At 59.7% G+C, this 25,919-nt stretch carries 26 protein-coding genes; all 26 read left to right on the top strand.

The genetic code is table 11. The features are described from left to right. Nucleotides 1-279 precede the first annotated feature (279 nt). Entirely contained in the window at nucleotides 280-1,164 is an 885-nt protein-coding gene (locus ACQY1L_RS12140) for a flagellin (RefSeq protein WP_092661188.1), read from the top strand. Nucleotides 1,165-1,467: 303 nt separating this feature from the next. Then, nucleotides 1,468-2,115, top strand: a complete 648-nt coding sequence (locus tag ACQY1L_RS12135; protein WP_062453800.1) for a hypothetical protein — start codon at nucleotides 1,468-1,470, stop codon at nucleotides 2,113-2,115. After that, nucleotides 2,112-3,320 (top strand): MotB family protein, encoded by a 1,209-nt coding sequence (locus ACQY1L_RS12130; protein WP_430241001.1) that lies wholly within the window; start codon nucleotides 2,112-2,114, stop codon nucleotides 3,318-3,320. The genes ACQY1L_RS12135 and ACQY1L_RS12130 overlap by 4 nt, the downstream gene beginning before the upstream one ends. Nucleotides 3,321-3,326: 6 nt before the next feature. Next, the gene (locus ACQY1L_RS12125; RefSeq protein WP_430241000.1) at nucleotides 3,327-4,607 is read left to right on the top strand and encodes a chemotaxis protein; all 1,281 of its coding nucleotides are present in this window, start codon (nucleotides 3,327-3,329) and stop codon (nucleotides 4,605-4,607) included. Next, nucleotides 4,604-6,178, top strand: a complete 1,575-nt coding sequence (locus tag ACQY1L_RS12120) for a flagellar hook-length control protein FliK (RefSeq protein WP_430240999.1) — start codon at nucleotides 4,604-4,606, stop codon at nucleotides 6,176-6,178. Before ACQY1L_RS12125 ends, ACQY1L_RS12120 begins: the two co-directional genes overlap by 4 nt. A gap of 169 nt (nucleotides 6,179-6,347) precedes the next feature. Continuing rightward, complete coding sequence (locus ACQY1L_RS12115; protein ID WP_062454870.1) at nucleotides 6,348-6,863, top strand: transglycosylase SLT domain-containing protein; 516 nt, start codon at nucleotides 6,348-6,350, stop codon at nucleotides 6,861-6,863. 271 nt (nucleotides 6,864-7,134) lie between these two features. Then, nucleotides 7,135-7,806 (top strand): response regulator transcription factor, encoded by a 672-nt coding sequence (locus tag ACQY1L_RS12110; protein ID WP_062453796.1) that lies wholly within the window; start codon nucleotides 7,135-7,137, stop codon nucleotides 7,804-7,806. 179 nt (nucleotides 7,807-7,985) lie between these two features. Continuing rightward, complete coding sequence (locus ACQY1L_RS12105) at nucleotides 7,986-9,254, top strand: flagellar hook protein FlgE (protein WP_062453795.1); 1,269 nt, start codon at nucleotides 7,986-7,988, stop codon at nucleotides 9,252-9,254. 16 nt (nucleotides 9,255-9,270) lie between these two features. Continuing rightward, complete coding sequence (gene flgK / locus ACQY1L_RS12100) at nucleotides 9,271-10,710, top strand: flagellar hook-associated protein FlgK (RefSeq protein ID WP_430240997.1); 1,440 nt, start codon at nucleotides 9,271-9,273, stop codon at nucleotides 10,708-10,710. 3 nt (nucleotides 10,711-10,713) lie between these two features. After that, nucleotides 10,714-11,742 carry a flagellar hook-associated family protein gene (locus tag ACQY1L_RS12095; RefSeq protein WP_062453793.1) on the top strand — a complete coding sequence of 343 codons (1,029 nt, stop codon included), beginning with the start codon at nucleotides 10,714-10,716 and terminating at the stop codon, nucleotides 11,740-11,742. Between the two features lie 48 nt (nucleotides 11,743-11,790). Then, nucleotides 11,791-12,138: a flagellar biosynthesis regulator FlaF gene (flaF, locus tag ACQY1L_RS12090; protein ID WP_062453792.1), complete on the top strand. Its 348-nt coding sequence runs from the start codon at nucleotides 11,791-11,793 to the stop codon at nucleotides 12,136-12,138. After that, nucleotides 12,135-12,584, top strand: a complete 450-nt coding sequence (gene flbT / locus ACQY1L_RS12085) for a flagellar biosynthesis repressor FlbT (protein ID WP_062453791.1) — start codon at nucleotides 12,135-12,137, stop codon at nucleotides 12,582-12,584. The genes flaF and flbT overlap by 4 nt, the downstream gene beginning before the upstream one ends. Continuing rightward, nucleotides 12,575-13,006 (top strand): flagellar hook assembly protein FlgD, encoded by a 432-nt coding sequence (gene flgD, locus ACQY1L_RS12080; protein ID WP_092661202.1) that lies wholly within the window; start codon nucleotides 12,575-12,577, stop codon nucleotides 13,004-13,006. The genes flbT and flgD overlap by 10 nt, the downstream gene beginning before the upstream one ends. Nucleotides 13,007-13,162: 156 nt before the next feature. Next, a complete protein-coding gene (fliQ, locus tag ACQY1L_RS12075; RefSeq protein ID WP_062454868.1) occupies nucleotides 13,163-13,429 on the top strand; it encodes a flagellar biosynthesis protein FliQ in 267 nt (88 codons plus the stop codon). A 193-nt stretch (nucleotides 13,430-13,622) separates the two neighbouring features. After that, nucleotides 13,623-15,707, top strand: a complete 2,085-nt coding sequence (gene flhA / locus ACQY1L_RS12070; protein ID WP_062454866.1) for a flagellar biosynthesis protein FlhA — start codon at nucleotides 13,623-13,625, stop codon at nucleotides 15,705-15,707. Continuing rightward, the gene (gene fliR, locus ACQY1L_RS12065) at nucleotides 15,704-16,456 is read left to right on the top strand and encodes a flagellar biosynthetic protein FliR (protein WP_062453789.1); all 753 of its coding nucleotides are present in this window, start codon (nucleotides 15,704-15,706) and stop codon (nucleotides 16,454-16,456) included. The genes flhA and fliR overlap by 4 nt, the downstream gene beginning before the upstream one ends. A gap of 24 nt (nucleotides 16,457-16,480) precedes the next feature. Then, the gene (locus ACQY1L_RS12060; RefSeq protein WP_430240996.1) at nucleotides 16,481-16,900 is read left to right on the top strand and encodes a hypothetical protein; all 420 of its coding nucleotides are present in this window, start codon (nucleotides 16,481-16,483) and stop codon (nucleotides 16,898-16,900) included. Nucleotides 16,901-16,930: 30 nt separating this feature from the next. Then, nucleotides 16,931-17,503: a rod-binding protein gene (locus ACQY1L_RS12055; protein ID WP_062453787.1), complete on the top strand. Its 573-nt coding sequence runs from the start codon at nucleotides 16,931-16,933 to the stop codon at nucleotides 17,501-17,503. Between the two features lie 19 nt (nucleotides 17,504-17,522). Beyond that, nucleotides 17,523-17,888, top strand: a complete 366-nt coding sequence (locus ACQY1L_RS12050; protein WP_062453786.1) for a hypothetical protein — start codon at nucleotides 17,523-17,525, stop codon at nucleotides 17,886-17,888. Continuing rightward, nucleotides 17,888-18,424, top strand: a complete 537-nt coding sequence (locus tag ACQY1L_RS12045; RefSeq protein WP_430240994.1) for a hypothetical protein — start codon at nucleotides 17,888-17,890, stop codon at nucleotides 18,422-18,424. The genes ACQY1L_RS12050 and ACQY1L_RS12045 overlap by 1 nt, the downstream gene beginning before the upstream one ends. Before the next feature lie 145 nt (nucleotides 18,425-18,569). Beyond that, nucleotides 18,570-19,163, top strand: coding sequence for a hypothetical protein (locus tag ACQY1L_RS12040; protein WP_430240993.1), 594 nt, complete (start codon nucleotides 18,570-18,572; stop codon nucleotides 19,161-19,163). Nucleotides 19,164-19,246: 83 nt separating this feature from the next. Next, complete coding sequence (locus ACQY1L_RS12035; protein WP_430240992.1) at nucleotides 19,247-21,079, top strand: hypothetical protein; 1,833 nt, start codon at nucleotides 19,247-19,249, stop codon at nucleotides 21,077-21,079. 129 nt (nucleotides 21,080-21,208) lie between these two features. Then, nucleotides 21,209-22,108, top strand: a complete 900-nt coding sequence (folD, locus tag ACQY1L_RS12030; RefSeq protein ID WP_430240991.1) for a bifunctional methylenetetrahydrofolate dehydrogenase/methenyltetrahydrofolate cyclohydrolase FolD — start codon at nucleotides 21,209-21,211, stop codon at nucleotides 22,106-22,108. Between the two features lie 112 nt (nucleotides 22,109-22,220). Next, a complete protein-coding gene (locus ACQY1L_RS12025; RefSeq protein ID WP_430240990.1) occupies nucleotides 22,221-23,582 on the top strand; it encodes an ABC transporter substrate-binding protein in 1,362 nt (453 codons plus the stop codon). A gap of 153 nt (nucleotides 23,583-23,735) precedes the next feature. Continuing rightward, complete coding sequence (locus tag ACQY1L_RS12020) at nucleotides 23,736-24,749, top strand: carbohydrate ABC transporter permease (RefSeq protein ID WP_192087043.1); 1,014 nt, start codon at nucleotides 23,736-23,738, stop codon at nucleotides 24,747-24,749. Nucleotide 24,750: 1 nt separating this feature from the next. Then, nucleotides 24,751-25,917, top strand: a complete 1,167-nt coding sequence (locus ACQY1L_RS12015) for a carbohydrate ABC transporter permease (protein ID WP_062579128.1) — start codon at nucleotides 24,751-24,753, stop codon at nucleotides 25,915-25,917. Nucleotides 25,918-25,919: the final 2 nt, after the last annotated feature.

Below are 25,919 nucleotides of genomic sequence, written 5' to 3'. Positions count from 1 at the left end.
TGGGATCCTTTCCAACTCTATCCTGCGAACAGACCGTGGAGGCATTCGTTCACGCTCCCGCAAAACCTACCGCCCATTAATCTTCGTTCGCGAAAGCTGAAAATGTTCCAGCACGCGTTAACTTTTGTTCCCGCTTTAACCCTCCATTAACCATAAGATGATTTTCTGTATCCATCGCAACGGCGAGCCGAATGCAAGGGCGCGGCAGGCATGAAGCTGATCGTCGTTACCGGAACACCCGGGATGCCCTCCCATCCAATGCCATAAGGGGCAGTTTTAATGACCAGCATCTTGACCAACAACGCCGCAAACTCTGCACTTCAGACGTTGAGGGGTATCAACGATAGCCTGGAGCAGGCGCAGAGCCGTGTATCCTCGGGCTATCGCGTATCCGAGGCCTCCGACAACGTTGCCTACTGGTCGATCTCGACCACGATGGGTTCCGACAAGGACGCTTTGGTGGCTGCGACCGACGCTCTGGGAGTTGGTGCTGCAAAGGTCGATACGGCCTACGCCGCCATGGAAAGCGCTATCGACGTCGTCAACGAAATCAAGTCGAAGATCGTCACCGCGAACGAAAACTCGACCGACAAGGCACAGATCCAGCTTGAAATCACCAAGCTGCAGGAACAGCTGTCCTCGATCGCCCAGGGCGCTTCGTTCAGCGGTGAAAACTGGATGGTCGCCGCTACCGGCGCCGACCCGGAATCGGTCGTCGACGGCTTCATCCGCAACGACGACGGTACAGTCGAAGTCACGACGGCATCCTATGACGTTGCAACCAACGCCATGTTCGGCTCCATCGATGCCGACGGCGTCGGTTCGGGCGGTCTTCTTGGCGATGTCATGGACATCACCCTGACGGCCGCCACCACGGACACAGAACTCGCAGAATATCTCGACAATGTCGAACTGGCTCTCTCCAGCCTTACGGATGCAGGTGCTGCCCTCGGCGCGCTGACCACCCGTATCGACCTTCAGACCAGCTATGCCGGAACTCTGACGGATGCGATCGAGGAAGGCATCAGCCGCCTCGTCGACGCCGACATGGAAGAAGAGTCTGCCAGACTGTCTGCTCTGCAGACGCAGCAGCAGCTGGCCGTCCAGTCGCTGTCGATTGCAAACTCCAGCTCCGAGAACATTCTTACGCTCTTCCAGCAGTAAGATTGAACATACCAGCGAAACTATGCCGGCCGCGCTTTCGAGCGCGGCCGATTGCATTTGCGGTACGGCTCTTGCGGCGTAGGTGTCAGGTATCTGGTGTCGTCGCACCTTGTCGTTCAGGTTCACGAGGACTGCATCATCCTCGCACAAGTTTAACTTCCTAATTTCTGATCTATTCCCATGGCGAACTCCGCCGCCCCGGCGATCGGGCGCGGGCCGGAGGCCGGTGTGGAGCATCACAGAACGGGCGATGCGTGAGACGTTGCGGCCTTGTTCCGCAAACGACGTTGATGGAGTGCGTTGATGAATTCCCCACTTGCGCGGTATCTCAGAGATTTCGGCGCCGAGGCTGCGCTGCTTGCGGCCCCGATAGAAACGCCCTCTCACTTTGCGTCGCCCGCCGAGATGCCGGCGCTGGAAAGCTTTGCGCAGACGGTAGAAGTCGATCTCGAGGCCGAGCGTCGCGAAGCCTATGATGAAGGTCATCTTGCGGCGACCCAATCCTTGACGGCGCAGCATGCCGAAGAGCTCGAGGCGCTGAAGGAACAGCATGCGCAGGAGATCGAACAGCAGCGCCTCCAGTTCGAGGACGGGTTGGCCGATTATCTCTCGAAGGCTCTTCCGGATCTCGCGTCACGGGTCTCTGCCGAACTGTCCGAGGCGACGGCCCGCGTTCTGTCTCCCTTGCTCAAAGAACAGGTGATGCGCGGCGCTATCAACGAGCTTGTCGAGGAGCTGAAACCGACGCTCGCCAAGGAAATTCTGGAGCAGATTACGGTCTTCGGACCGGTGCATCTCTGCGATCTTCTCAAAGCCCAGCTAGAGGAGAAAGGCGATGCGGTGTCTTTCGTCCACACAGACGACACCGACATCCGCGTCGAGATCGGTGATTCGCTTCTCGTGACGCGCCTTTCTGCCTTTGCCGCCGACCTTGAGAGGGTGCTGGCATGAGCGAAGCTGAGAACCATCATCACGGCAAAAACGAAATCATCATCATCAAGCGTCACCGCGGCGATCACGACAGCCATCACGGCGGTGCGTGGAAGATTGCGTTCGCCGACTTCATGACCGCCATGATGGCCTTCTTTCTCGTCATGTGGCTGGTCAACGCCGCCAATGAGGAAACGAAGGCATCGCTCGCGAGCTATTTCAATCCCGTGCCGCTGTCCGACGACACGCCCGCATCCAAGGGCATCAAGAAGCCGTCGGATCAGGCCAAGGGCGAAGATTCCGACAAGAAGTCCACCGTGGAGAACGACAAGACGGGCGGCGGCAAGGCAGGCATGGATGGCGAGTCCATTTCCGCCTCTGGCGACGACATGACCTTTTCCGAAGCAGCTCTGTTCCAGAATCCCTATTCCGTGCTTGCCAGCATCGCTCAGGAAGTAGGCCAACAGGCCAATGTCAGCACGAAGGGCGAGGGCGGCGCGAGCGATTCCGGTCCGTCCACCGGTGCGGATGGCGGAGAAGCCTATCGCGATCCTTTCGATCCGGATTTCTGGAGCAAGCAGCTCGACACCCCGGCGCAAGCCAAGCTTGCTTCGGACACGAGTCTGCCGGGCGAGCAGGCGAGCGCCTTTTCCCAGCCGCCCGCGGTGGAAACTGTCCCAGTATCGGTAAAGCCGGATGCCGTCTCAGCGCCCGATGCTTCCGATGCATCGGTCAAGAAGGCAAAGGCTGAACTCGACGCCGCCGGACAGGACAAGGCCGAAGAGCTTCAGAAGGAAATTCAGGCGCAGGTCGCCGGGATTGCCGGCAAGCTGGCCGAGGGCATCGTGGTGCAGCCGGCCGAAGGCGGCACGCTGATCACGATCTCGGACGAAGCAAATACCGCGATGTTCAATGTCGGATCCGCATTGCCCGGCAAGGAGCTCGTGCTCGCCATGGAAAAGATCGGCAAACTCCTGGCCGCGCGTCCAGGGTCGGTGATCATTCGTGGCCACACGGACGGACGGCCTTTCAAGGGACGCACCGGAGACAATTGGAGCCTGTCTATGTCCCGCGCGCATGCGGCCTATTACATGCTCGTGCGGGGCGGCTTGAACGAGGAGAGGGTAAAGCAGGTCTCTGGATTTGCCGACCGGCGACTTCAAAACGTCGAAGATCCGATGAGCGGCGCCAATCGCCGTATCGAAATCCTGCTGGGCAACGGATAAATCGAGATGATGCGTTCGCGCGATCGCCATAACTTGCTGCGCTCACTGGTCGCCGGGGTTTTTCTCGCCGCCGCGGGCAACGCCGTGGCCAGTGAGGATCTTGAGCCATACAAGATGATCCGGTCCCTGCAATATCTGCAGGACGCGATTGTCGCGGGCGATCATTCCGCCAACGAAATGCAGCGCTTCCTTCTCAAGACACTCGACCAGCGGCTACGCACGGCATCACCTGATGTGTTCAAGGATCCCCGCAACGTCGATGCGGTTTTCGTATTCGCCATGAGTGGCGGCAATCCGCAGACGCTGGATTTTCTTGCGGCACGCGATGTCGACGGTGAATTCGATGGCCGGTTGGCGCGCGTTCTCCGTCGCTATTTCCAGGGGCAGGGCCTGACGGCGGTCGCTGCATTCGAGGGGTTGGTCAAGGAGTATGGCACAAGCCCGGTTGGCCCCTATCTGGCGCTCGTCGCCGGCAACATCACGGCGAATGCCGACCCCGCCAAGGCGATCGGCTATTTCGATCAGGTTCGGCTGCTCGCACCCGGGACCAATCTGGAAGAGGCAGCGCTCAGACGGTCGCTCGCCGTGATCCTGCCGACGGAGCCGGGCAGGGGCTTCGATCTGGCGGCGAAATACGTCCGTCGTTTTCTCTATTCTCCCTATGCCAGCCAGTTTATCGACATGTTCGTGCAACTTGCCACTGACGATGACGGCAAGGGTGACCGGAGCCGCTGGACCGACGTCGTCTCAATGATGGACGATCCGCGCGCGCACGAATTCTACCTCCGGGTATCCAGGCGCGCCTTGCTCGCGGGCAACAAGGATCTGGCTCGCTTTGCGGCATTGAACGCGGAACGTCTCTCCCCCAGTCCCGGTTCGGAGAACAATGCGATCGGGCAGCTGTATGGCGATCTTGCCAGCATTTCGTCCAGTAACGTTGTGGAAGCGGCAAAGAGTCTGTCGCAGATCCCGGATGGCGCGCTCTCGGAACGCGACAGGAACCTGCGCGCGGCAGCACAAAAGGTCGTCGAACAGATTTTGATGGCGCCCGAAACCTCGAGCGTATCGGCAGAGCCTGTGGCCGCCCAGACGCAAGCGGCAGGCCAGGCGCCGACGGCGCCCGCCGCAATGCCTAAAGCGCTGGCGCCGACCACGTCTGCGTCGGCCGCACAGCCCGCGGCAGCCACTCCCAATCCGGAGATGGAGGCGAGCCTCCAGACCTATGTCGACCAGAACCGAATGAAGCTGAAGCAGATCGACGACCTTTTGAGCGAAGAGGCACAATGATGACGAACGTAGCGAATGCTTCGGTTAAGACAGTATCAGACGGTCCGGTCGGAAATCTCTTTGGAAAGGCATCGTCGCAGAACGGTGAAGCCGGGCAGTTCGCCCAGGTGCTCACCGATGCGGATGCCGATACCGGAAAAACGACCGAGGACGGCAAGCCCGTCGCCGAGGACGGATCCGAGAGCGGAACGGTCTCGCTCGGCAGCTCCCGCTTCAAGTCGCTCACCGACCTGACGTCGCTCGCTGCAAACTTCAAGGCGACGGACCCGGCGGAGACCGCCCCACCATCTAATGCAACGCCGACCCCGGCTACAGCCGAGGTGCCGATCGCGGACCCGCAGCTGCAATTGCAGCAGCCGGCCGCCCAACCCGTTCCGGCACCGACCACAGATGTCGCTGTCAAAGACAACCTTGGCGGAAAGACCTCGCCCGAAGTCCCATCCGGTCAGGACCAGACTGGCAGCCAGGACCCTGCTAGTGGGCAGATAGACGTCACGCAACTTGTCGCCGCTGCGACCAAGCGCGTCGCGACGGCCACTGTCGAGAATGGCAAGGCGAAGGCCGCAGACCCAACGTCGAGGGACGTGACGGATGATCAAGGCGAGGGAGCGGAGCTTGCTGCCGCTGGGCCAGATTTAACGGCTGCACTCTCAACAGCGGCACTGCTCAATCTGACGGCCAGCGTCGAGACCGGTAACCCGGCCCAGTCCGCGGATATAGCCGCAGTGTCGGCCATGATCTCCGTGACCGAGACGGGGATCCCGAACGATAAGACGGACGCCACCATGCCGTCCGACGACACGGATGCTGCCACGTCGTTCGATTTCCTCGATACGGGCGAGGCAGAACCCCAGACAGACGTTAAATCCTACCGCTTCCAGAAAGCCGGAGATGCGATTGCGGCTGTCAGCCTGTCGATCGTCACAGGCGCGGACGGTGGATCCGACCTGCAGGACAGCCTTCCAGGCACAGCCAACACCGAAACCGTCACGGTTCTCGACTCGCGACGCTATCTCGGCTTTGGCGTCGGCGAAAATGCCAGCAATCTTTTGAGTGCCGCCTCCAGCAACAGGGAATGGACCGCGGCCATGCAGCCGTCTTCCGCGCTGACCGATCCGACCCGAAGTTCCGGCACCGGCAGCGTGGTCAATACGCTCAAGCTCCAGCTGACGCCCGACAATCTCGGTACCGTGACCGCGCATATGCGGCTGGTGGGAGATCAGCTGAGCATCCATCTTACCGTCCACAGCAGCATGGCTTATCGCGAGCTCAGCGATGACAGCAAGCCGATGCTCGATGCCTTGCGGGCCCAGGGCTTCAACGTCGACCAGGTGACCGTCAGCATGGCGCCGTCGACCGACAGCTCGAACTCGTCTGCAGACCAGCAGCAGGGCGGCAGCGGCGCCCAGACACAGCAGCAGCTCGCCCGTGACGGCGAGGCAGCCCGCCAGCAGGGACAGGCTCAGGGTGGCCGCTCCAACGACGGCAATCGCAACGACATGGAGAAGCGCAATGAGACTGTCGTTGAAACTGACATCGGCAGCACTGGCACTGGCGACATTTACCTGTAGCGCGCTCGAAGCCCGCGCCTGGCAGCTCTACGCCACCCAGCAGCCTCCTCAGCAGGCAGACGTGCCCAACGCCGCGCAGCCGGGGACGCAGAAGCGCGCCGGCGCGCCGCAGCGGCGCGATCAGGCCCGAACCGCCCAGCCAGGGACTGGCCAGACTGGAAACGGCAAGATCACCTCGGAACAGGTCAGCATCTGCGAGGCCCAGATCCAGGCCGCAGCGCGAAAATACGGCGTCCCTGAAGGCATCCTTTACTCGGTGGGACTGACCGAGACCGGCCGCAAGGGATCGCTCAGTCCCTATGCGCTGAATATCGAAGGCAAGGCCTATTTCGCGTCGTCTGTGCAGGAGGCAATGCAGCTCTTTACCCAGGCGAAGAGCACGGGCGCCAAGCTGATCGATCTCGGCTGCATGCAGATCAATCACCACTTCCATGGCGAGGAGTTTGCCTCGGTTCCGGACATGCTCGACCCGAGAAAGAACGTCGAATATGCGGCGCTATTTCTGAAACGGCTGCACGACAAGCACGAGACATGGACGATGGCAGTCGCCAGATATCATGCCGGTCCCAACAACAATCCGGCGCAGCAGCGCTATGTGTGCCGGGTGATCGCCAATCTTGTTGCCACCGACTTCGGAAAATGGACGCGGAACGCGACGAATTTTTGCGGTCCGAGCGCAACCTGAAATAGCAATTAGTGAAATCTAATATCTGTTTACGGCTGCCGGTGAGAGAATGCGTTCAAACTGCGTTTTCAAGTGAGCATTTTCTCAAAAATTAATTTTCCACCGCGCATTATGCGGAGGCCACCCTTTTTCCACTAGATCTAGTACCAAATCGGCGCAACATGGTTAATCAATTATTAGCAAGCCCCTGTTACTTCCTCTAGTTGCCCAGATTCCTGACGATTCGTATCACTCTCTCACTGAGATGCGATATTGATTCGGAGGCGGACGAATGATCGTAGTGGTTGATGAACGAGAAATAGTGAAAGACGGTTACACGTCTTTGTTTGGGCGCGAAGGCGTTCCTTCTACCGGGTTTGATCCGGAAGAATTTACAGATTGGGTGAATTCGGCAGCGGAAGCCGATATTGCTGCAATCGAGGCGTTTTTGATTGGTCAGGGCGACCTGATTCATGATTTGCCACGGGCAATCCGTGGACGCAGCAGTGCACCGGTAATCGCTGTCAGCGATCAGCCGTCCCTGGAATCCACGCTTGCGCTTTTCGACTGCGGTGTCGACGATGTTGTGCGCAAGCCGGTTCATCCAAGGGAAATTCTGGCACGGGCAGCGGCTATCCGCCGCCGCCTGAACGCGGTTGCCAATCACACCGACATCGGCGCGATCCGGGTTTTCTCCGATGGCCGCGATCCGGAAGTCGAAGGCGAAGCGTTTGCACTTCCACGGCGCGAACGCCGCATCCTGGAATACTTGATTGCCAATCGCGGCCGTCGGGTTTCCAAGTCGCAGATCTTCAACGCCATCTACGGTGTGTTCGACGAGGACGTCGAAGAGAATGTGGTCGAAAGCCACATCAGCAAGCTTCGCAAGAAGCTTCGCAAGAAACTGGGCTTCGATCCCATCGATTCGAAGCGGTTCCTAGGATACTGCATCGACTGGAAATAACACTGAAAATGGCACCCAAATATGAGGTGCCATTTTTTTTGCGTGCTCGATTTGTCATTTTTGTCAGACAGATAGGGCCCTCGACTTCGACGCAGATCAGCGCTCGATGCCAGCACGCAGACAGCTTCACGCAAGGCCCATCCCCTAAAGTCATAAGCCTAAGTGCAACGAGGATTGCTATGAGCCTTTTCGGAACTATGAAAACCGCCGTATCGGGCATGAATGCGCAGGCAAACCGCTTGGGCACCGTTGGCGATAACATTGCTAACTCGTCAACGACTGCCTACAAAAAGTCGTCCACGCAGTTTGCGTCGCTAGTGCTGCCATCGACGGCCGGCTCATACAATTCCGGTGGTGTCGAAACCAGCGTGAAGTATTCGATTTCTGAGCAGGGTGCTCTCGAATACACCACGTCAGGATCCGATCTTGCCATCCAGGGCGACGGATTTTTCGTCGTACAGAATTCAGCGGGCGAGACCTTTCTGACCCGTTCCGGCGATTTTACGCCGAACGAGCAGGGCAACCTGGTCAACTCTGCCGGCTATACGCTCCTCGGTTACTCCTACGATTCCGGAACCCCGACGACCGTCGTCAACAGCTATGACGGCCTGGTCCCGATCAATGTCGGCGGCTCGGAACTGAGTGCGGTTGCGTCGACCTCCGGGTCGCTCTCCGGCAACCTCAACAGCGCGTCCGATGTCGTCGCCGCAGACCTGCCGTCCGACAACACCGAAGATGTCGACGTCGACATGGACAGCACGCTGAAGACGTCGCTGACCAGCTACGACAGCCTCGGCAACCCGATCGTCTACGACTTCTATTTCTCGAAGACGGCTGCAGGCGAATGGCAGCTCAGCGTCTATAACGCAGCTGACGCAAGCACGACCGGCACCGGCAGCTTCCCTTATGGCGGTGATGGCGAACTCGCCAACCTGTCGCTCGCGTTCAATTCGTCCGGCAAGCTTGAAACAGTTGATGGTGCCGAGGAGCTTTCTGTCACGGTCAACGGGATCAAGTTCGATCTCGCCGGCATGACGCAGCTGTCGGCCAAGTCGAACATCTCGAGCGGCAGCGTCAACGGCAGCGCGCCGAGCTCCATCTCCAGCGTCAAGATCGAATCTGACGGCACGATCAACGCGGTCTATGCGGACGGTTCGTCGAAGTCGCTGTACCAGATCGCCATGGCGACGGTCGAAAGCCCCGACAACCTCGAAGTCTCCTCCGGCAACGTCTACCGCACGACGAGTAGCTCCGGCGTGGTCACCCTCGGCTTTGCCGGCTCCAGTGGATTTGGCGAGATCGTTTCGGGCGCGCTCGAAACCTCCAACGTCGATCTGGCCAACGAACTGACCGAGATGATCGAAGCGCAGCGCAGCTATAGCGCCAATTCCAAAGTGTTCCAGACCGGTTCCGATCTGATGGACGTACTGATTAATCTGGTCCGGTAGTTTCAGGAGTTAAGCGATGTCACTCGCATCGGCACTGAGTACGACAAAGAATATCTTGAACAACACCGCCACGCAGACGGGGGTGTTGTCGACAAACGTTCAAAACGTCGGGAACAGCGATTACAACCGCCGTTCCGCCGCGACTGTCACGAACGCCTATACCGGTGCCACGACCGTTCAGACAGCGCGGACGGAAGACGCCGCGCTGCTGAAGCAGACACTCTCGTCTACGGCCGACGATGCGGGACAGCAGACATTGCTGGCCGGACTGGAATCCGTCTACACAATCATGGGCGGGGACGGGTATTCGCTTGCTCCGTCCACGGCACTGTCCGAACTGCGGGACGCGCTGCAGACCTACGCGGCGACCCCCGGAGACGTGACGCTCGCTTCGGCTGCGGTCAACTCGGCGGTCGATGTTGTGACGGCTCTCAATACCAGCACCACCGAAGTGCAGCAGCTTCGGGCTGGCACCGACGCCCAGATTTCCGGCCAGGTTGACAAGCTCAATAAGCTGCTTGCGCAGTTCGAGCAGGCCAACAAGGCGGTTGTGACGGCGGCTGCGGCCGGCACCGACGGTAACAACGCTCTCGATACCCGCGAAAGCCTGCTCAAGCAGATTTCCGGCATCGTCGGCATCAGCACCGCGACGCGCGACAACAACGACATGTCGATCTATACGAATGGCGGCATCACGCTGTTCGAAAGCACGGCACGGCCTGTAACGTTCGATTCGACTGCGGGTTACGATGCAACGACAGTCGGCGGCGCAGTCTATATCGACGGCGTGGAGCTGAAGGCCGGCCAGAGCAGCGACACGACGGCGCAAGGGTCGCTTCAGGCACTCGTCCAGCTGCGTGACGAGGTCTATCCAACGTACCAGGACCAGCTCGACGAAATCGCCCGCGGCCTGATTTCCCTGTTTTCCGAAACAGATGGCGCAAGCCAGATCGCCGGTCTTTTCACGACGACCACAGGCGACGAAGTCGATTTCGAAACGGCTGAGATCATCACCGGCCTGGCTGGGATCATCACGGTCAATGCCGAGGCGGTCGCCGACCCCACCAAGCTCAGGGACGGCTCGATTTCGGGTGCCAGTGTCAACACCGAAAGCGCGAGCGGCTTTTCCACGTTGCTCAGCGAATATGTCTCGGGCTTCGAGACTTCCATGGAATTTGATCCTGCCGCCAAGATCGGCGACAAGGCCACATTGCTGGATTACTCAACGGATTCTGTCGGCTGGGTCGAGGAATACCGGAGCGGAGCCACAAATGCTGCGGAAACCACGACGGCCATGCTGTCGCGTTCAACCGAGGCCTATTCCAACGCAACGGGCGTCAATCTCGATGAGGAACTGATCCTCCTCCTCGATGTCGAACAATCCTACAAGGCGGCCTCAAAGCTCTTGTCGACCATCGACGAGATGCTGGCGGCGCTGATGGAGGCTGCGAACTAAGTCATGAAGACGACATCCATCTCAACCCTGTCCGTCAGCCAGACAATGCAGCTGACCGTACAGAACTCGCAGACCGAGATCGCCAAGCTGCAGAAGGAATCGGTCAACGGTACCTATGCGGATACGGGTCTGGAACTCGGTACGCGGACGTCTGCAAGCCTCGATTACGGCCGCGAGTCATCACGGCTGCAGGCAATCATCGATTCCAATTCGCTGACCAATCAGCGAATGGATTCCTCGCAGCTTGCGATGGAGCAGATGTCCGACTCCGGCCAGACGCTGCTGGATTCGCTGGTCGCGCTCTCCGGCAGCAGCGACAAGACGAGCTTGCAGGTTTCTGCCGATACGGCGACGTCCGTGCTCGAGAATTTCGTCAGCTACGCAAACGTCTCGGTCAATGGCGAGTATCTGTTTTCCGGCATCAACACCGATGCCGCGCCTCTGGACGACAGCTTCATCACCGACCTGAAGGACGACTTCAACACGCAGTTTTCGAGCTTCATGTCGGCCAACGGTATCTCCAGCGCATCGGATATATCGTCCAGCCAGATGGCGACCTTCCTCGAGGACTATACGTCGTCCTTCGACTGGTCCGGCTGGACAAACGCGTCCGACACCAAAATGACCGGTCGTGTCAGCACGTCTGAGACCGTCACCACTTCGACGAGCCTGAATGCCGATGGCTTCAAGAACCTCGTTCTCGGCAGCCTGATCACGTCCCAGTTGGCGACGGCCGGCCTGTCCGCCGATGCACTGAACAAGGTCAACGCGACCGTTACCAATCTTGCCGGCCTATCGGTGTCCGGCATCGATGCTGAGCGCTCTTCCATGGGTCTTTCCCAGGAGCGCGTCGAAAAGGCCAATACCGCCATGTCGGCGCAAATGGATATCATCAACACCCAACTGACAGATCTCGTCGGCGTGGATACTTATGATGCTTCGGTGCGTCTCAACACGTTGTTGACGCAAGTAGAGACCTCATACACCATCACCTCCAAGATCCAGGGACTGAGCCTCGTCAACTATCTATAATGGGTAGTTGCCCCGCGGCATTTGGTTTGCAACATGAAGGAAGCAAGCATGTTCCAGTTTGCGTATGCCGAGGTAATCAAGGATGACCTCGCAAGCGCTAGAGAGAGAGAACGCCAGGTTCTGGCCCGCTCCATTGAGCTCCTCTCTGCAGTCCCGAACAAATCGCATTATGGACGCGAGGCCGTCGAGGCCATCCATTATACGCGCAGGGTCTGGACCCGGTTTATCGAAGACCTCAACCAGCCCGACAACGAGCTCGGCATCGAGCTGCGCGCAAAGCTGATCTCCATCGCCCTTTGGATACTGAAGGAATGCGAACGCATTCGTAAAAAGCAGTCCGACAATTACCAGGGCATTATCGACGTGACTACCATCATCAGGGATGGCCTAAGATGAAAAGCACACTGCGTATCTCGCTGAAGTCCGGCGAAAAGATCTTCATCAACGGCGCAGTCCTGCGTGTTGATCGCAAGGTTTCTCTCGAATTCCTCAACAACGTTACGTTCCTGCTGGAAAACCATGTTCTCCAGCCCGAGGATACGACGACCCCGCTTCGTCAGCTGTACTTCATCGCACAGATGATGCTGATCAATCCTGAAGGCAAGGACCAGGCCGTGACCATGTTCCGCCGGTCGGTCATGATGCTGCTTGCATGCTTCCGCAATCCGGAAATCATCGACGAGCTCAAGCAGATCGATGCGCTTGTCGCCTCCGATCGCGCTTTTGAAGCACTGAAGGCAATCCGCGCGCTCTATCCTGTCGAAGAGCGCATCCTGAACAGCAAGGAAGTCGCGCCGGCTGCTATCGCCGGTCTGCGCAAGGAGATGGGGCTATGGCAGTAGATACGGTATCGTCCGCAACCTCGACGACTGCAACCAGTTCGTCGAAGGCTTCATCCGCTGCGGCAAGCGCTTCACTCGATTACGACGCTTTCCTGCAGCTTCTGATCGCCCAGATGCAGAACCAGGATCCGACCGATCCGCTGGATGCCAGCGAACAGATCTCGCAGCTGGCAACCTTCTCGCAGGTCGAACAGTCGATCCAGACGAACACCAACCTGGAAAGCCTGATCGCACAGTCGTCGCTGTCCAACGCCTCGTCCTATATCGGCAAGACGATCACCAGCAGTGATGGCAAGACCAGCGGTGTGGTCGAATCGATCGAAGTCACGTCCGACGGTCTGGTTGCAACGACCGAGGCTGGCAAGGAGATCACGATCGGCGACGGCATCACGATATCTGCGACGAAGTCCTCGGAGTCCTGAACCGACTGAATTCCTGAAATTGCAGGCGAGCCTGCGGTTTTGCCGGGGGCAGTACCGGTCGCTCAATTGCATTGGCGGTCGGTGGCTGTCATCATCCGCATGCGATTCGCGCCAGATGATGATGGCCACGACACCAATGCCCCGGATGATCCTGCAATGAATGAAGCCGATGCTCTCGACATGATGCACTCGGCGATATGGACGATTCTCATCGCCTCAAGCCCGGCAGTGCTGACCGCGATGATTGTCGGCATGGTCGTAGCGCTCATTCAGGCGCTGACGCAGATCCAGGAAATGACACTGACATTCGTGCCCAAGATCGTCGCCGTCATGCTGGCGCTCGGGATTGCCGCTCCCTTCATCGGCGGCCAGATCTCGCTCTTCACCGATCTCGTCTTTTCGCGCGTCCAGTCCGGTTTCTAGCGCAGGGCTGCCAAGGCTGCGAGGCTTGCTCGCACGCTTCGCCTGCGATGATGGCGGACACCCTCACACAAGCTTCGCTGCCTAGAAGGGATCTGTCGCAACAGGTCCGGGCATTATCATGTCTTGCTTTTTGCGCGATCCATGGGCGCAGCACGCGCCTTTCTAATCTCATGAAGAGATACCGCATATGGCAATGACGAAGACGTCCATTACCCCCGTGAAGGCCGCGCCGAATGGCCGCGATATCGGCTTTGCCGTCGGTATCATGGCCATCCTGTGCATCCTGTTCCTGCCGGTGCCGGTCTTCATGATCGATATCGGGTTGGCGTTTTCGATCGCCTTTTCCGTCCTGATCCTGATGGTGGCGCTGTGGATCCAGCGGCCGCTGGACTTCTCGTCCTTCCCGACGATCCTGCTGATCGCGACGATGATCCGGCTGGCGCTCAATATTGCCACCACCCGCGTCATTCTTTCGCACGGCCACGAGGGCCATACCGCCGCCGGCGGCGTGATCGCCGGTTTTGCGAACCTCGTCATGTCCGGCGATTTCGTGATCGGTCTGATCGTCTTCCTGATCCTGATCGTCGTCAACTTCATCGTCATCACCAAGGGTGCGACGCGTATCGCCGAAGTCGGCGCGCGCTTTACCCTCGACGCGATCCCCGGCAAGCAGATGTCGATCGATGCCGATCTGTCAGCCGGCATCATCGACGAGAAGGAGGCGCAGCTGCGCCGCCGCGAGCTGGAAGAAGAAAGCTCGTTCTTCGGCGCCATGGACGGTGCCTCCAAATTCGTACGCGGTGACGCGGTCGCCGGCCTGCTGATCACCACGATCAACGTGTTCGGCGGCATCATCATCGGGTACTTCCGTCACGGCATGGAAATCGGCGAAGCCGCCGACGTCTTCGTCAAGCTGTCGGTCGGCGATGGTATCGTGTCACAGGTTCCGGCGCTGATCGTTTCGCTCGCAGCCGGCCTGATCGTCACCCGCGGCGGTACCCAGGGTTCCACCGACGTAGCCGTTATCGGCCAGCTGAGCGGCTATCCTCGCGCGCTGTGGGTCGCAGCCGGCATGATGGCGACCTTGGCACTGGTGCCCGGCCTGCCGTTCATGCCGTTCATGACGCTTGCATTCCTTCTCGCCGGTGCCGGCTGGGTCATTCCGAGGCAGATCGAAGCCGAGAACCAGAGGGTGCGCGAAAGCGAGGAGAAGAAGGTCGTCGAGAACCGCGAATCGGAAAAGGATTCGGTCAAGAACGTCCTCAAGACGGCAGAAATCGAACTGGCGCTCGGCAAGCAGGTCTCGCCGCGTCTTCTCGGCGCCCACCAGGAACTCGGGTTCCGCGTCGGCAAGATGCGCAAGCGGTTTGCCACGCAATACGGGTTCGTCGTGCCGGAAATCAAGGTTGTCGACGATATCCAGATCCCGGAAAAGTCCTACCAGATCCGCATCCACGGAACGACGGTCGCCAGCAGCACGCTGCGACTGGGCGAAGTCCTCGTCATAGTCGGAAAGGATCGCAAGCCGTCGGTTCCCGGCGACGAGGTTCGCGAACCCACGTTCGGCATGCCGGCCGTCTCGGTGCTGGAGCATTTCGTCGAGGATCTGAAGCGCGAGGGTTTCCACCCGATCGACAACGTTTCGGTGCTTCTGACCCATGTCAGCGAAGTCATCCGCAACAACCTGCCGCAGCTTTTGTCCTACAAGGACGTCAAGATCCTCATCGAACGTCTCGATCCGGAGTACAAGAAGCTTGCCGACGAGATGTGCTCGTCGCACATGTCCTATTCCGGCCTTCAGGCGGTTCTCAAGCTTCTGCTTGCCGAACGCGTCTCGATCCGCAACCTGCACCTCATTCTCGAAGCGCTCGCCGAACTCGCGCCGCATGTCCGCAAGACCGAGCAGCTCGTCGAGCACGTGCGGGTCCGCATGGCCCAGCAGATCTGCGGCGATCTCGCCGACAACGGCATCCTTCGCGTCCTGCGTCTCGGCTCCAAATGGGACCTTCTGTTCCACCAGGCAATCAAGCGCGATCCGAAGGGCGACATCATCGATTTCGACATCGATCCGCGCTCGCTCGAAGAGTTCAGCGAACAGGCGGGCAAAGTCATCCGTGAATACATGGACAAGGGCATGCCCTTCGTACTTGTCACGTCGCCGGAGACACGCTCTTATGTGCGCATGATCATCGAGCGGCTGTTCGCAACCCTTCCCGTCCTGTCGCATGTCGAGCTGGCAAAGGGCACCGAGATCAAGGTACTTGGATCGATCTCATGATAACGGACCCGCAGGGCACGGTCATCGCTCTCTTTCTTGCATTCTGCCGAATCGGCGGCTGCATCATGATCATGCCCGGGTTCTCATCTGCCAGATTGCCCATGGAAGTCCGGCTGTTTTTATCGGTGGCGCTGTCCATGGCGGTGCTGCCGATGGTCTGGGATACGATCTACCCCAGGGTTTCCGGTGACGCTGCGGGTCTCGGCCTGCTGATTGCGTCTGAAACCCTCGTCGGGGCCGTGTTCGGCCTGATCGCCCGCCTTTATGCGTCGGGTCTGCAGTTTGCCGGCGCCGCCATCGCCATGTCGATCTCCTTCAGCGGTCCGCCCGGATCCGACGTGCTGGAAGATTCGTCGGAAAGCCAGCTGACCAGTCTTCTGACTCTGTCGGGCCTGCTCGTCCTGTTCATGCTAAACTTCCATCACATCGTCATCAGGTCGCTGGTCGATTCCTACACGACCATTCCGCTCGCCGAAGGTCTCAATCCGCGGCGCATCCTGATCACCCTGACGGATACGTTGTCGGCGACGTTCATGATCGTCTTGAGGCTGATGAGCCCCTTCCTCGTCTACGGCATCATGTTCAACGTCGCTGTCGGAATGATCAACAAGATGGCGCCGCAGATCCCGGTCTACTTCATCTCGACGCCTTATGCGCTGATGGGCGGTATCTTCCTGCTCTATCTCGGCATCGCCTCCATGATCGAGGAATTCGTGCGCGGGTTTCCGCTTGTATTCACCGGGCTGTAAGCAAGGCTTCCAAGGAGGACGCGCGTGGCAGGCAACAAGAAATCCGACAAGCTGCGGCGTCTGGTCGATGTCCAGCGCCAGCTTGAAAAGCTCGCCGAGTTCGAGCTCAGCACCACGGTGCAGCGCAAGGCCGAAATCGATCAGTCGATCGACTCGACTGTTGATGCGCTGTCCTCGACCGATCCCGTACACCAGCAGTTCTCCAAGAATTACGCCGACCGGCTGACGCGCCTGTTTGCGCGAAGCCAGCAGATCGTTGCCCAGCAGAAGGCGCAGGAACAGCGGGTCCTGCGCGAAAAGACCAAGGGCGATAGGCTCGAGGAGCGCATGGGCGACGCAAAGGAGCTGGAAGGCCGGCTTGCCGAGGACGAGCGCATGTACGATCTCGTCGATCTCGGCCTGATGGTCTCCACACCAGCTTCCAGCAAGCTTGATAAGGGATGATCCAGTTCGCTAAATAATGAGGAACTGGAATTGGCTATTTCCCCCCCGAGCGATCTTGTCCTGGATGTTGTCCAGGCCGCAGATCCGGGCCTGCTTCAGGCCGCACGTGAAAAGCTGAAGGCAAACGAAGCAACGGCGCAATCGGTCATGCTGGCCTCCAACGGTGTGGGTTTCGCCCAGGCCGTAAGCCAGACTGCCAAGTCCGCAGAGTCCGCCGGGTCCGAAGCCACGGTCGAAAACGTCCGTGTTTCGCGCCACAAAGATATTCCGGAGACCTACCGGAAGTTCGAGGCAAGCGTTGCCTCCACGTTTATCCAGAACATGCTTCCATCCGAGAGCGAAGAAGTCTTCGGCAAGGGTTCCGCCGGCGATTTCTGGAAAGGCATGATGGCGGAACAGATTGCTGATGCCGTCTCCAAGCAGGGCGGTTTCGGTATTGCCGAAAAACTATTCTCGCAGTCGGTTCAGCATGCACGTGGCACGGCACCGAATGCCAAGACCGACGAAGGCGATCGCCAGATGGCGGTGGGCATGATCACTGATTTCCAGCGGCAGATCCTGTCTCCGTCGGAAAACGCCGGCGCAGCCAAGAAATCAAATTAATTAACATTAGAAGGTTGATATGGACGTCGTTTCCACTGACTACCGCATCAAGACCGTGCTCTCCCGTCTTGAGATGATCATCGATAACGAGAATGATCGGATCGGCCGCGACTCCGGCTTCGACCTCAAAGTGTCGAACGCCCACAAGAGCCGCTGCCTCTATGAACTGACGACCCTGTTCCGCGGGCCGGACGTCAAGGAAACGTCGGCACCTTATCTTGGTCAGTTGCAGGGCCTGAAGAAGAAGCTGAAGCTCAACGCCCAGCGCGTCGAAGCGCATCTTGAGGCCGTCCGCGCCGTTGCCGACATCCTCAAGAACGCCGTCAAGGACATGGACGCCGACGGCACCTATTCGGAACATCAGTTCCGGTTCGGCACGTCCTGATGATCAAGGTTCTGCTGATCGGGCTCTGGGTCTGCATCGCCACGATCGGTGGCGTGTATGTCTCTGCGCAGATGTCGAAGGCGCCCGTGGCGACCGAGGCGGAAGCCGCGGTCGTGACCACGATCGTGCGAGGCAACCCGGTCAGCCTGCCGGTCATCAACAATGGTACGGTTCAGGGCTATTTCCTCGGCCGGATCTCGCTTTCGGTCGACAGCATGAAGTCCAAGCACGTTCAGCTTCCGATGGAAGTCGTTCTGACGGACCAACTGTTCTCGCTTCTGATGGGCGAAAAGATGATCGACCTGAAAAGCATCGGCACCTTCGATCCGGAAAGCTTCCGCACGAAGATCAAGGACGGCATCAACGCCAAGCTCGGCGATACGGTCGTCGCCAACGTGTTGATCGAACAGCTCGACTACATGTCGAAGGAGACGATCGACACGAACACGGCAAGACGCGGCAGCAACCCCATTCCGGCCCAGAAAATCGTCGAGGGCGTCAAGGTCGAGGCACCGGCGGCAGCTCCGGCGCACTAAGCATCCGTCGCTCCGGATCAGGCATGCCGCTTCAACGGCCATGTCTTTTCGACACATCACTCGCATTTTAACGGTTGGCTTCAAAGCCGATTCAGCGCTTTCCGCTAGGCTCCAGGACGACTGGATTTTCGAGCGGAGAGCACACGTGAACGCCTCGGTACACATCAACGCCTTCAAGGCAGTCCCGCAGGGTCTGGGCAACGGCATCGAAGAGCTGAGCTGGACTGCCGCATTCGAGCGTGCGGAGGCCATGCTCAACGATCCACATCCATCGTCGACCATAACGTTTTCACGCGGTCTCGTCGAATATCGGACCCTTTCAGAAACGGGTGAGAGCGTTGCGCGCGCGCGGCTTCCCGTTCGTGGCAGCGTACGTCTGGCCGGCATATCGGCACGCCTGTTCGGCCCCGGCCTGCGTGACCGCTTCACCGCCTCGGCCTTCGTCCCGGCGTTCCTGACATTTTCCGAGAAGAACCGCCGCATTGGCCTGGTCGGCAACGACGTGGCGGTTCTCAAGCCCCTCCGCACCGCGTTCTCCCGCCATGCGCCCTGGCACCGTTTCGAGACTGTCGATCCGTCGTCGGTTCTCGAAGGCGGCTTTGATCTCGTGATCGCCGATCTTCGCCGTCCACAGGATCTCGATCGCCTCGTCCATCTGCCGGCCATTGCCTCCGCAGCTCTGACGATTGCCGCAAACGATGATCTCTTCCGGCTGCCGGGTCAGATTTCGCGTCGTTAACGCTTTCTTTGCCATGGAAATTTAGACTGTCTTAAGAAAATCGGAGCGCTTCGGTGCTGCCCGCGAAACAAGACGGTCTTTCCATGGATAATTCTGAGATCGAAAAGCCCGACAGCCTGCTCGAGGATAGCGCCCGGGACAACCTCCCGGCGCGGCGTGCACTCCCGTCCGCGCTGCTCGGGATCGGTCTCCTGACGGCCCTCGGAGGCGTGGCGCCGCTCGTCCTCTTCGGCAGCGGCGAGGCGACGTTTACCGCCCAGACGCAGCTGAAGGTCGGGGCAGTCAGTGAGCAGACCGTATCTGCTGCGACGGGGCAGCTTCTCGCCAGAACCACGATCGACAATCTCATCCATGCCCTGAACCTTGGCAAGGACAGCAGTTTTGCGACCGAACCCCAGAGCGTGACCGGCCTTCTCTACGAAATCCTGTCCGGCACCGGGACGACGACCCTGCAGGACGAAGCGGGTCTGCGCGACCGCCTGACCCGCGCAATCACCATTTCATACGACCGCAGCAGCACGGATCTGCGCATTGCGGCGACGGCCGGAAAGCCTGAAGAGGCCCGCCAGATCGTCGGCATGCTGGGCAATGCCGTGCCGACAGCGTTGTCTGTCGGCGCCTTCGATGGCCGCGACCCGGCCGTCGAAGCCCTTCGCGACACGCTTGGCCGCGCGGAAGCGGCGCTTTCAGGGTTTGTCAGCCGAACCGGCAAGGACAAGGTTGCCGAACTGAAAAGCCGGGCCTCCGAAATGCGCGACCTGAGCCGCGATGTCGAGCAGGCCGAGAGCGATCTCGTCGCTCTGAAAGACAGGCTGAGCCAGGCCTCCGCCATGAAGGTCGCCGACGTTCTGAACAAGCCTTTGCCGGACAGTCTGGACTATACCGGCCTCGAATATCAGCGCCAGCGGCATGTGGAAGCACAGCTTGCCGTCGATCAGCTTTCCAGCGATCTCGGCCCGCTTCATCCGCGTTTCCAGGCTGCCGAAGCAGTGCTTGCACAGGCGCGCCTCTCGATCCAGGACGCGTTGAAGCAACTGGTGAAGTCGCTGAACAGCCAGCAGGTGCATGCCGCCGCGCAGCTCGCGGAACTACGCGCCAAGCTGGAACAGCTTTCCGCAGACAAGACGGTGTCTGACGAGATCGCAGCGCTCTCAGGGCTGGAAACGGCCGTTGCGGAAGCGCGCGACAATTACTCAAGCGGCCGGTTCAACAGCCCCGGTTCTTCCAAGCTGGTCACCGCCCCACGGGTGCAGATATCAAAGCCTCTGACCGTCACCCCCAACGAAGCACCAGCGACCGTCTGGCTCGGCCTGCCCTGGTACGAGCTGAGCGGGCTCGGCGCCATGGCTGGCCTGCTTCTCGGCGCTGCCGGCGCAATATTGATGGGACGCCGTTCGTCGCCGGAGCCCGCGATCGACCATCTCGAGGCAGAGCACGCGCCGATTGAAATGGACGATGTCGAGAACATCGCCGAGCTGCCGATGGATGCGGGTTGGGCCGCCGATCTGGATCTTACCGATGATTCCGAAGAGATCGCAGCCGCCTACGAATATGACCACGGTCCAGGCTCCGACGCCTGGGCGCAGGACGTCGAGACCTATGCCGTGTCCGGGGATTACAAACACGAGATGGAGGAGCGCGAGGCCGCCAATGGCCTGCCGCTGTCCGCTCAGCTTCGCGAACTGCTAATGGCAAACAGACAGCCCTACGATCAGGCCGCCGTTCCACCGCTTCTCGCGGTCGCAATTTCGGATCCGCACCGGCATGCGATGCGGGAGGAAGAGCTTGCCTATTCCGAACTCTCGCATGAGGATCGCCGGGCGATCGAGGAATTGCAGCTCCTGCGACAGGAAATGATAGAACTGCGCGACCGGGTGCAGACCTACTCCGAACTGCGCACCGCGTCGGGACGATAGGGCAGGCACGGGTCACCCGGATCAAGATTTGAACTTGCTTTTGTTTGCTCCCGACAGCATTAGGCGCAGGTGAGCCAGTTGAGGCGGTAGCCTCCGGCTTAGATCTGTTCGGTCAACGGGAGATGGCACGTGGTCACGGTAATCGACGGCAAGCAGGCGGCAGCATCGGTCATTTCGGCAGTTACGGAGGCAGCGGAAAGTCTCGAACGGGCCGGCGGCGCAAAGCCCGGCCTTGCGGTCGTCATCGTCGGCAACGATCCGGCCAGCCACGCTTACGTCAGCTCCAAAAGCCGGATGGCGAAGCAGTGCGGCTTCAATTCCATCCAGCACACTCTGCCGGAAGAAACGACGCAGGAGGCGCTTCAGTCTCTCGTCGATACGCTCAACGCCGATCCGGCGATCCATGGCATTCTCGTCCAGCTGCCGCTTCCGAGACATCTCGATCAGGAGCCGGTGATCCAGTCCATCCTGCCGGAAAAGGATGTCGACGGCCTCAACATCGCCAATGCCGGCAAGATCGCCACCGGTGACCTGACGACGGGCATGATCTCCTGCACTCCGGCCGGCTCCATGCTGCTGGTCAAGCGCATCCATGGCGAAGACCTGTCCGGCCTGAATGCCGTGGTTATTGGCCGTTCCAACCTGTTCGGCAAGCCGATGGGCCTGTTGCTTCTGGCCGCAAACGCCACCGTCACCATGGCGCATTCGAAGACGAAGGATCTCGCCGCCGTCTGCCGCAACGCCGATATCCTGGTTGCCGCCGTCGGTCGGCCCGAAATGGTCAAGGCGGATTGGGTCAAGCCCGGCGCGACCGTGATCGATGTCGGCATCAACCGGGTGCCGGCACCGGAAAATGGTGAGGGCAAGACCCGTCTCGTCGGCGACGTTGCTTTTGACGAGGCCTCAGAGGTCGCCGCAGCCATCACACCGGTTCCAGGCGGCGTCGGTCCGATGACCATCGCCATGCTGATGGCCAACACCGTAATCGCCGCCCATCGCGCCGCCGGGCTGCCTGCGCCAAAGTTCTGATTTCGGACCATTCATCACATTCAAGGCGCTTTGCTTGCACTGGCGCCCTTGAAACCTCTGGCTCTGCCTTAAATCCCCCTGTAGATTACGCTTCAAAGGGGAGGATATTTTGATGAAGAAATCGTTTTGGATCGGCACGGCTTTCGTCGCACTGCTGGCTGGTGCCGCAGGTGCGCAGGAACTGAAGTTCGCGCCCGGCGAAGATGCCAAGTTCAACTGGAAAAGCTACGAGGATTTCAAATCCGCGCATGGTGACCTGAAGGGCCAGAGCCTGACCCTGTTCGGTCCCTGGCGTGGCGAGGACGAGGTGCTGTTTAACAGCGTGCTCGCCTATTTCAATGCCGCGACGGGTGCGAACGGTAAATACTCGTCTTCCGAGAACTACGAGCAGCAGATCGTCATCGATACCCAGGCCGGCTCGCCGCCCAACATTGCCATCATCCCGCAGCCGGGTCTTCTGGCCGATCTCGCGACCAAGGGCTTTCTGACGCCGCTCGGCCAGGAAAATGCCGACTGGATCAAGACCAATTACGGCTCCGGCGAGGACTGGATCCGCTACGGGACCTACAAGGGCAAGGACGGCAAAGAGGCCTATTTCGGCTTCCCGTTCAAGGCCGACCTGAAATCGCTCGTGTGGTTCGTGCCGGAGAATTTCGAGGAAGCCGGTTACGAAGTCCCAAAGACGATGGAAGACCTGATCAAGCTCTCCGACCAGATCGTCGAGGATGGCGGCGTGCCGTGGTGCATCGGTCTCGGATCGGGCGGTGCCACCGGCTGGCCTGCGACCGACTGGGTCGAGGATATGATGCTGCGGACGTCGTCGGCCGAAACCTATGACAAGTGGGTGTCCAACGAGATCAAGTTCGACGATCCGGCAGTGGTTGGCGCCATCGAGGAATTCGGCAAGTTCGCCCGCAATGACAAATACGTCGCGGGCGGTGTTGCAGCGGTCGCCTCGACCGACTTCCGCGACAGCCCGAAGGGCCTCTTCGACATCCCGCCGAAGTGCTACATGCATCACCAGGCCTCGTTCGTGCCGTCCTTCTTCCCTGCGCACAAGGAACTGGGCGTCGATGCGGACTTCTTCTACCTGCCGACCTATGCCTCCAAGCCTGAACTCGGCACACCGGTCCTCGGTGCCGGCACGATGTTTGCTATCACCAAGGATTCGCCTGCGGCAAAGGCCTTCATCGAATTCCTGAAGACGCCGATCGCCCATGAAGTCTGGATGGCGCAGGCCTCCTTCCTCACGCCGTTCAAGGGCGCCAAGACGGAAGCCTATGCCAACGACACACTGCGCAAGCAGGGCGAACTGCTGACCACCGCCACCACCTTCCGCTTCGATGCATCCGACATGATGCCCGGTAAGATCGGCGCCGGCGCCTTCTGGACCGGCATGATCGACTATGTCGGCGGCAAGGATGCAAAGGCTGTGGGCGGCGATATCCAGAAGGCGTGGGACGGTCTGAAGTAGTCATTCGCGTCGAAGGCTGCGCTCGCGACTGCCCTTCTCCCTCGACCACGGGGAGAAGGGTGGATGCGGGGGCGAGGGGCATTTCCAGGGTTGGCATTTCCCGGATATGACGACGGAAGACCTGCTTAGCACTGCAGAAAAGGGGGAGGGCCTATGTTAGCTCAGATTGCATCTGCCATGGGTGTCGTCGTTGCCGGCGTTTTTGCCTGCGCGCTCTACTACTGGCTTTCCGACAAGCTGCTATCAGCGGCACTTCCGGTGCCGGAAGGCGATGCCCGCAAGGCCTCGGCCAATCTCAACCGTAGAGCCACGATCCGCCCCTGGCTGTTTCTCGGACCCGCACTCCTGCTGCTCGCGGTCTATCTCGTCTATCCCGTCATCGCGACGTTCATCCTGTCCTTCTACGATCGTTCCGGCGGCAATTTCGTCGGCTTGGCCAATTACCGCTGGGCCTTCTTCGACGCGCAGTTCCGCCAGTCGATCTTCAACAACATCCTCTGGCTCGCCGTCGTGCCGGCAGCCTGCACCTTCCTCGGCCTGGTCATCGCGGTGCTCACAGACCGTATCTGGTGGGGAAATCTCGCCAAGAGCCTGATCTTCATGCCGATGGCGATCTCGTTCGTCGGCGCTTCGGTGATCTGGAAATTCATCTACGAATTCCGTGGCGGCAACGAAACGCAGATCGGCCTCCTGAACGCGATCGTCCGGGCAATCGGCGGCGATCCGCAGGTATGGATCTCGCTGCCCTTCTGGAACAACTTTTTCCTTATGGCTATCCTGATCTGGATCCAGACCGGTTTTGCGATGGTCATCCTGTCGGCAGCGCTACGCGGGATTCCTGAGGAAACCGTCGAAGCGGCCGTCATCGATGGCGCCAATGGCTGGCAGATCTTCTGGAAAATCATGGTGCCGCAGATCTGGGGCACGATCGCAGTGGTCTGGACCACGATCACTATTCTCGTCCTCAAGGTGTTCGATATCGTTCTGACCATGACCAACGGTCAGTGGAACACGATGGTGCTGGCCAACCTGATGTTCGACTGGATGTTCCGCGGCGGCGGCGACAGCGGCCGAAGTGCCGTCATCGCGCTGGTCATCATGGCGGCGGTGACGCCGATCATGATCTGGAACATCCGTCAGGCGAACCGCGACATGGGAGACCATTGAGATGAGCGCTGTCGCAAGCCTGCGCCGCATCGGCGTTCCAAGACTGATCCTTCATGCCTCGGTTCTGTTGATCTGTATCATCTGGCTGATCCCGACGCTCGGCATCCTCGTCACCTCGTTCCGCGATGCCGGCCAGATCACCTCCTCGGGCTGGTGGACGGCGCTGACCGGTGCCGCCGAAACCAGCGCAGCACGCCTCGGCGATCCCGCAAGCGCCCTGCAGGACGGACCCAACTACATCATTTCAGGCTCCGTCTTCGATGGCGGCGACGTCAAGAGCGGCAGTGTCGTCGCCTTCGGCACCAGGGTCGCTGCACCGACAGAATTCGAGGCCGGCAAGGAAGCGGATCTGGGAGACGGCGAGAAGCTCACCGTCAACACGGATGGCAGCTATTCCTACGTGAAGAGCGGCCCGTTCGACGACAAGCGCGGCAAGCGCATCTATCTCTCGATCACCCAACCGCCGAACTTCACCCTCAACAATTACCGCACGGTACTGACGTCCGCCGGCATCGGCCAGTCCTTTATCAATTCGCTGACGGTCGCAATACCCGCTACCATCATCCCGATCCTGATTGCAGCCTTCGCAGCCTATGCCCTGTCCTGGATGCAGTTTCCCGGCCGGTCGCTGATCATCGCGCTCGTGGTCGGGCTGATCGTCGTGCCGCTGCAAATGACGTTGATCCCGTTGCTGACGCTCTATAACGACATCGGCAACCTGTTCGGCGTGTCGTCGCGCTCCTATGTCGGGATATGGCTTGCGCATGCGGCCTTCGGCATGCCGCTCGCGATCTATCTCCTGCGAAACTACATTGCAGGTCTGCCCAAGGAGATCATCGAATCCGCCCGTGTCGATGGCGCCAGCGATTTCGAGATCTTCGTCAAGATCGTCCTTCCGCTGTCGTTTCCGGCACTCGCCTCCTTCTCGATCTTCCAGTTCCTGTGGACGTGGAACGACCTTCTCGTCGCCATGGTATTTCTCGGTACTGGCAAGGATCAGCTGGTCCTGACCGGCTCTCTCAACGCGCTGTTGGGGTCGATGGGCGGCAAATGGGAAATTCTCACCGCTTCGGCCTTCATAACCATCATCGTCCCGATTATCGTCTTTTTTGCACTGCAGCGATACCTCGTCCGCGGCCTGCTCGCCGGGTCGGTCAAGGGCGGATGATG

Origin of the sequence: Neorhizobium sp. DAR64862/K0K3 (assembly GCF_050500185.1) — a bacterium.
Classification (GTDB): Bacteria; Pseudomonadota; Alphaproteobacteria; order Rhizobiales; family Rhizobiaceae; genus Neorhizobium; species Neorhizobium soli.
Note: the sequence above shows the minus strand (reverse complement) of the source record. Positions and strands in the feature narration are given on the sequence as shown.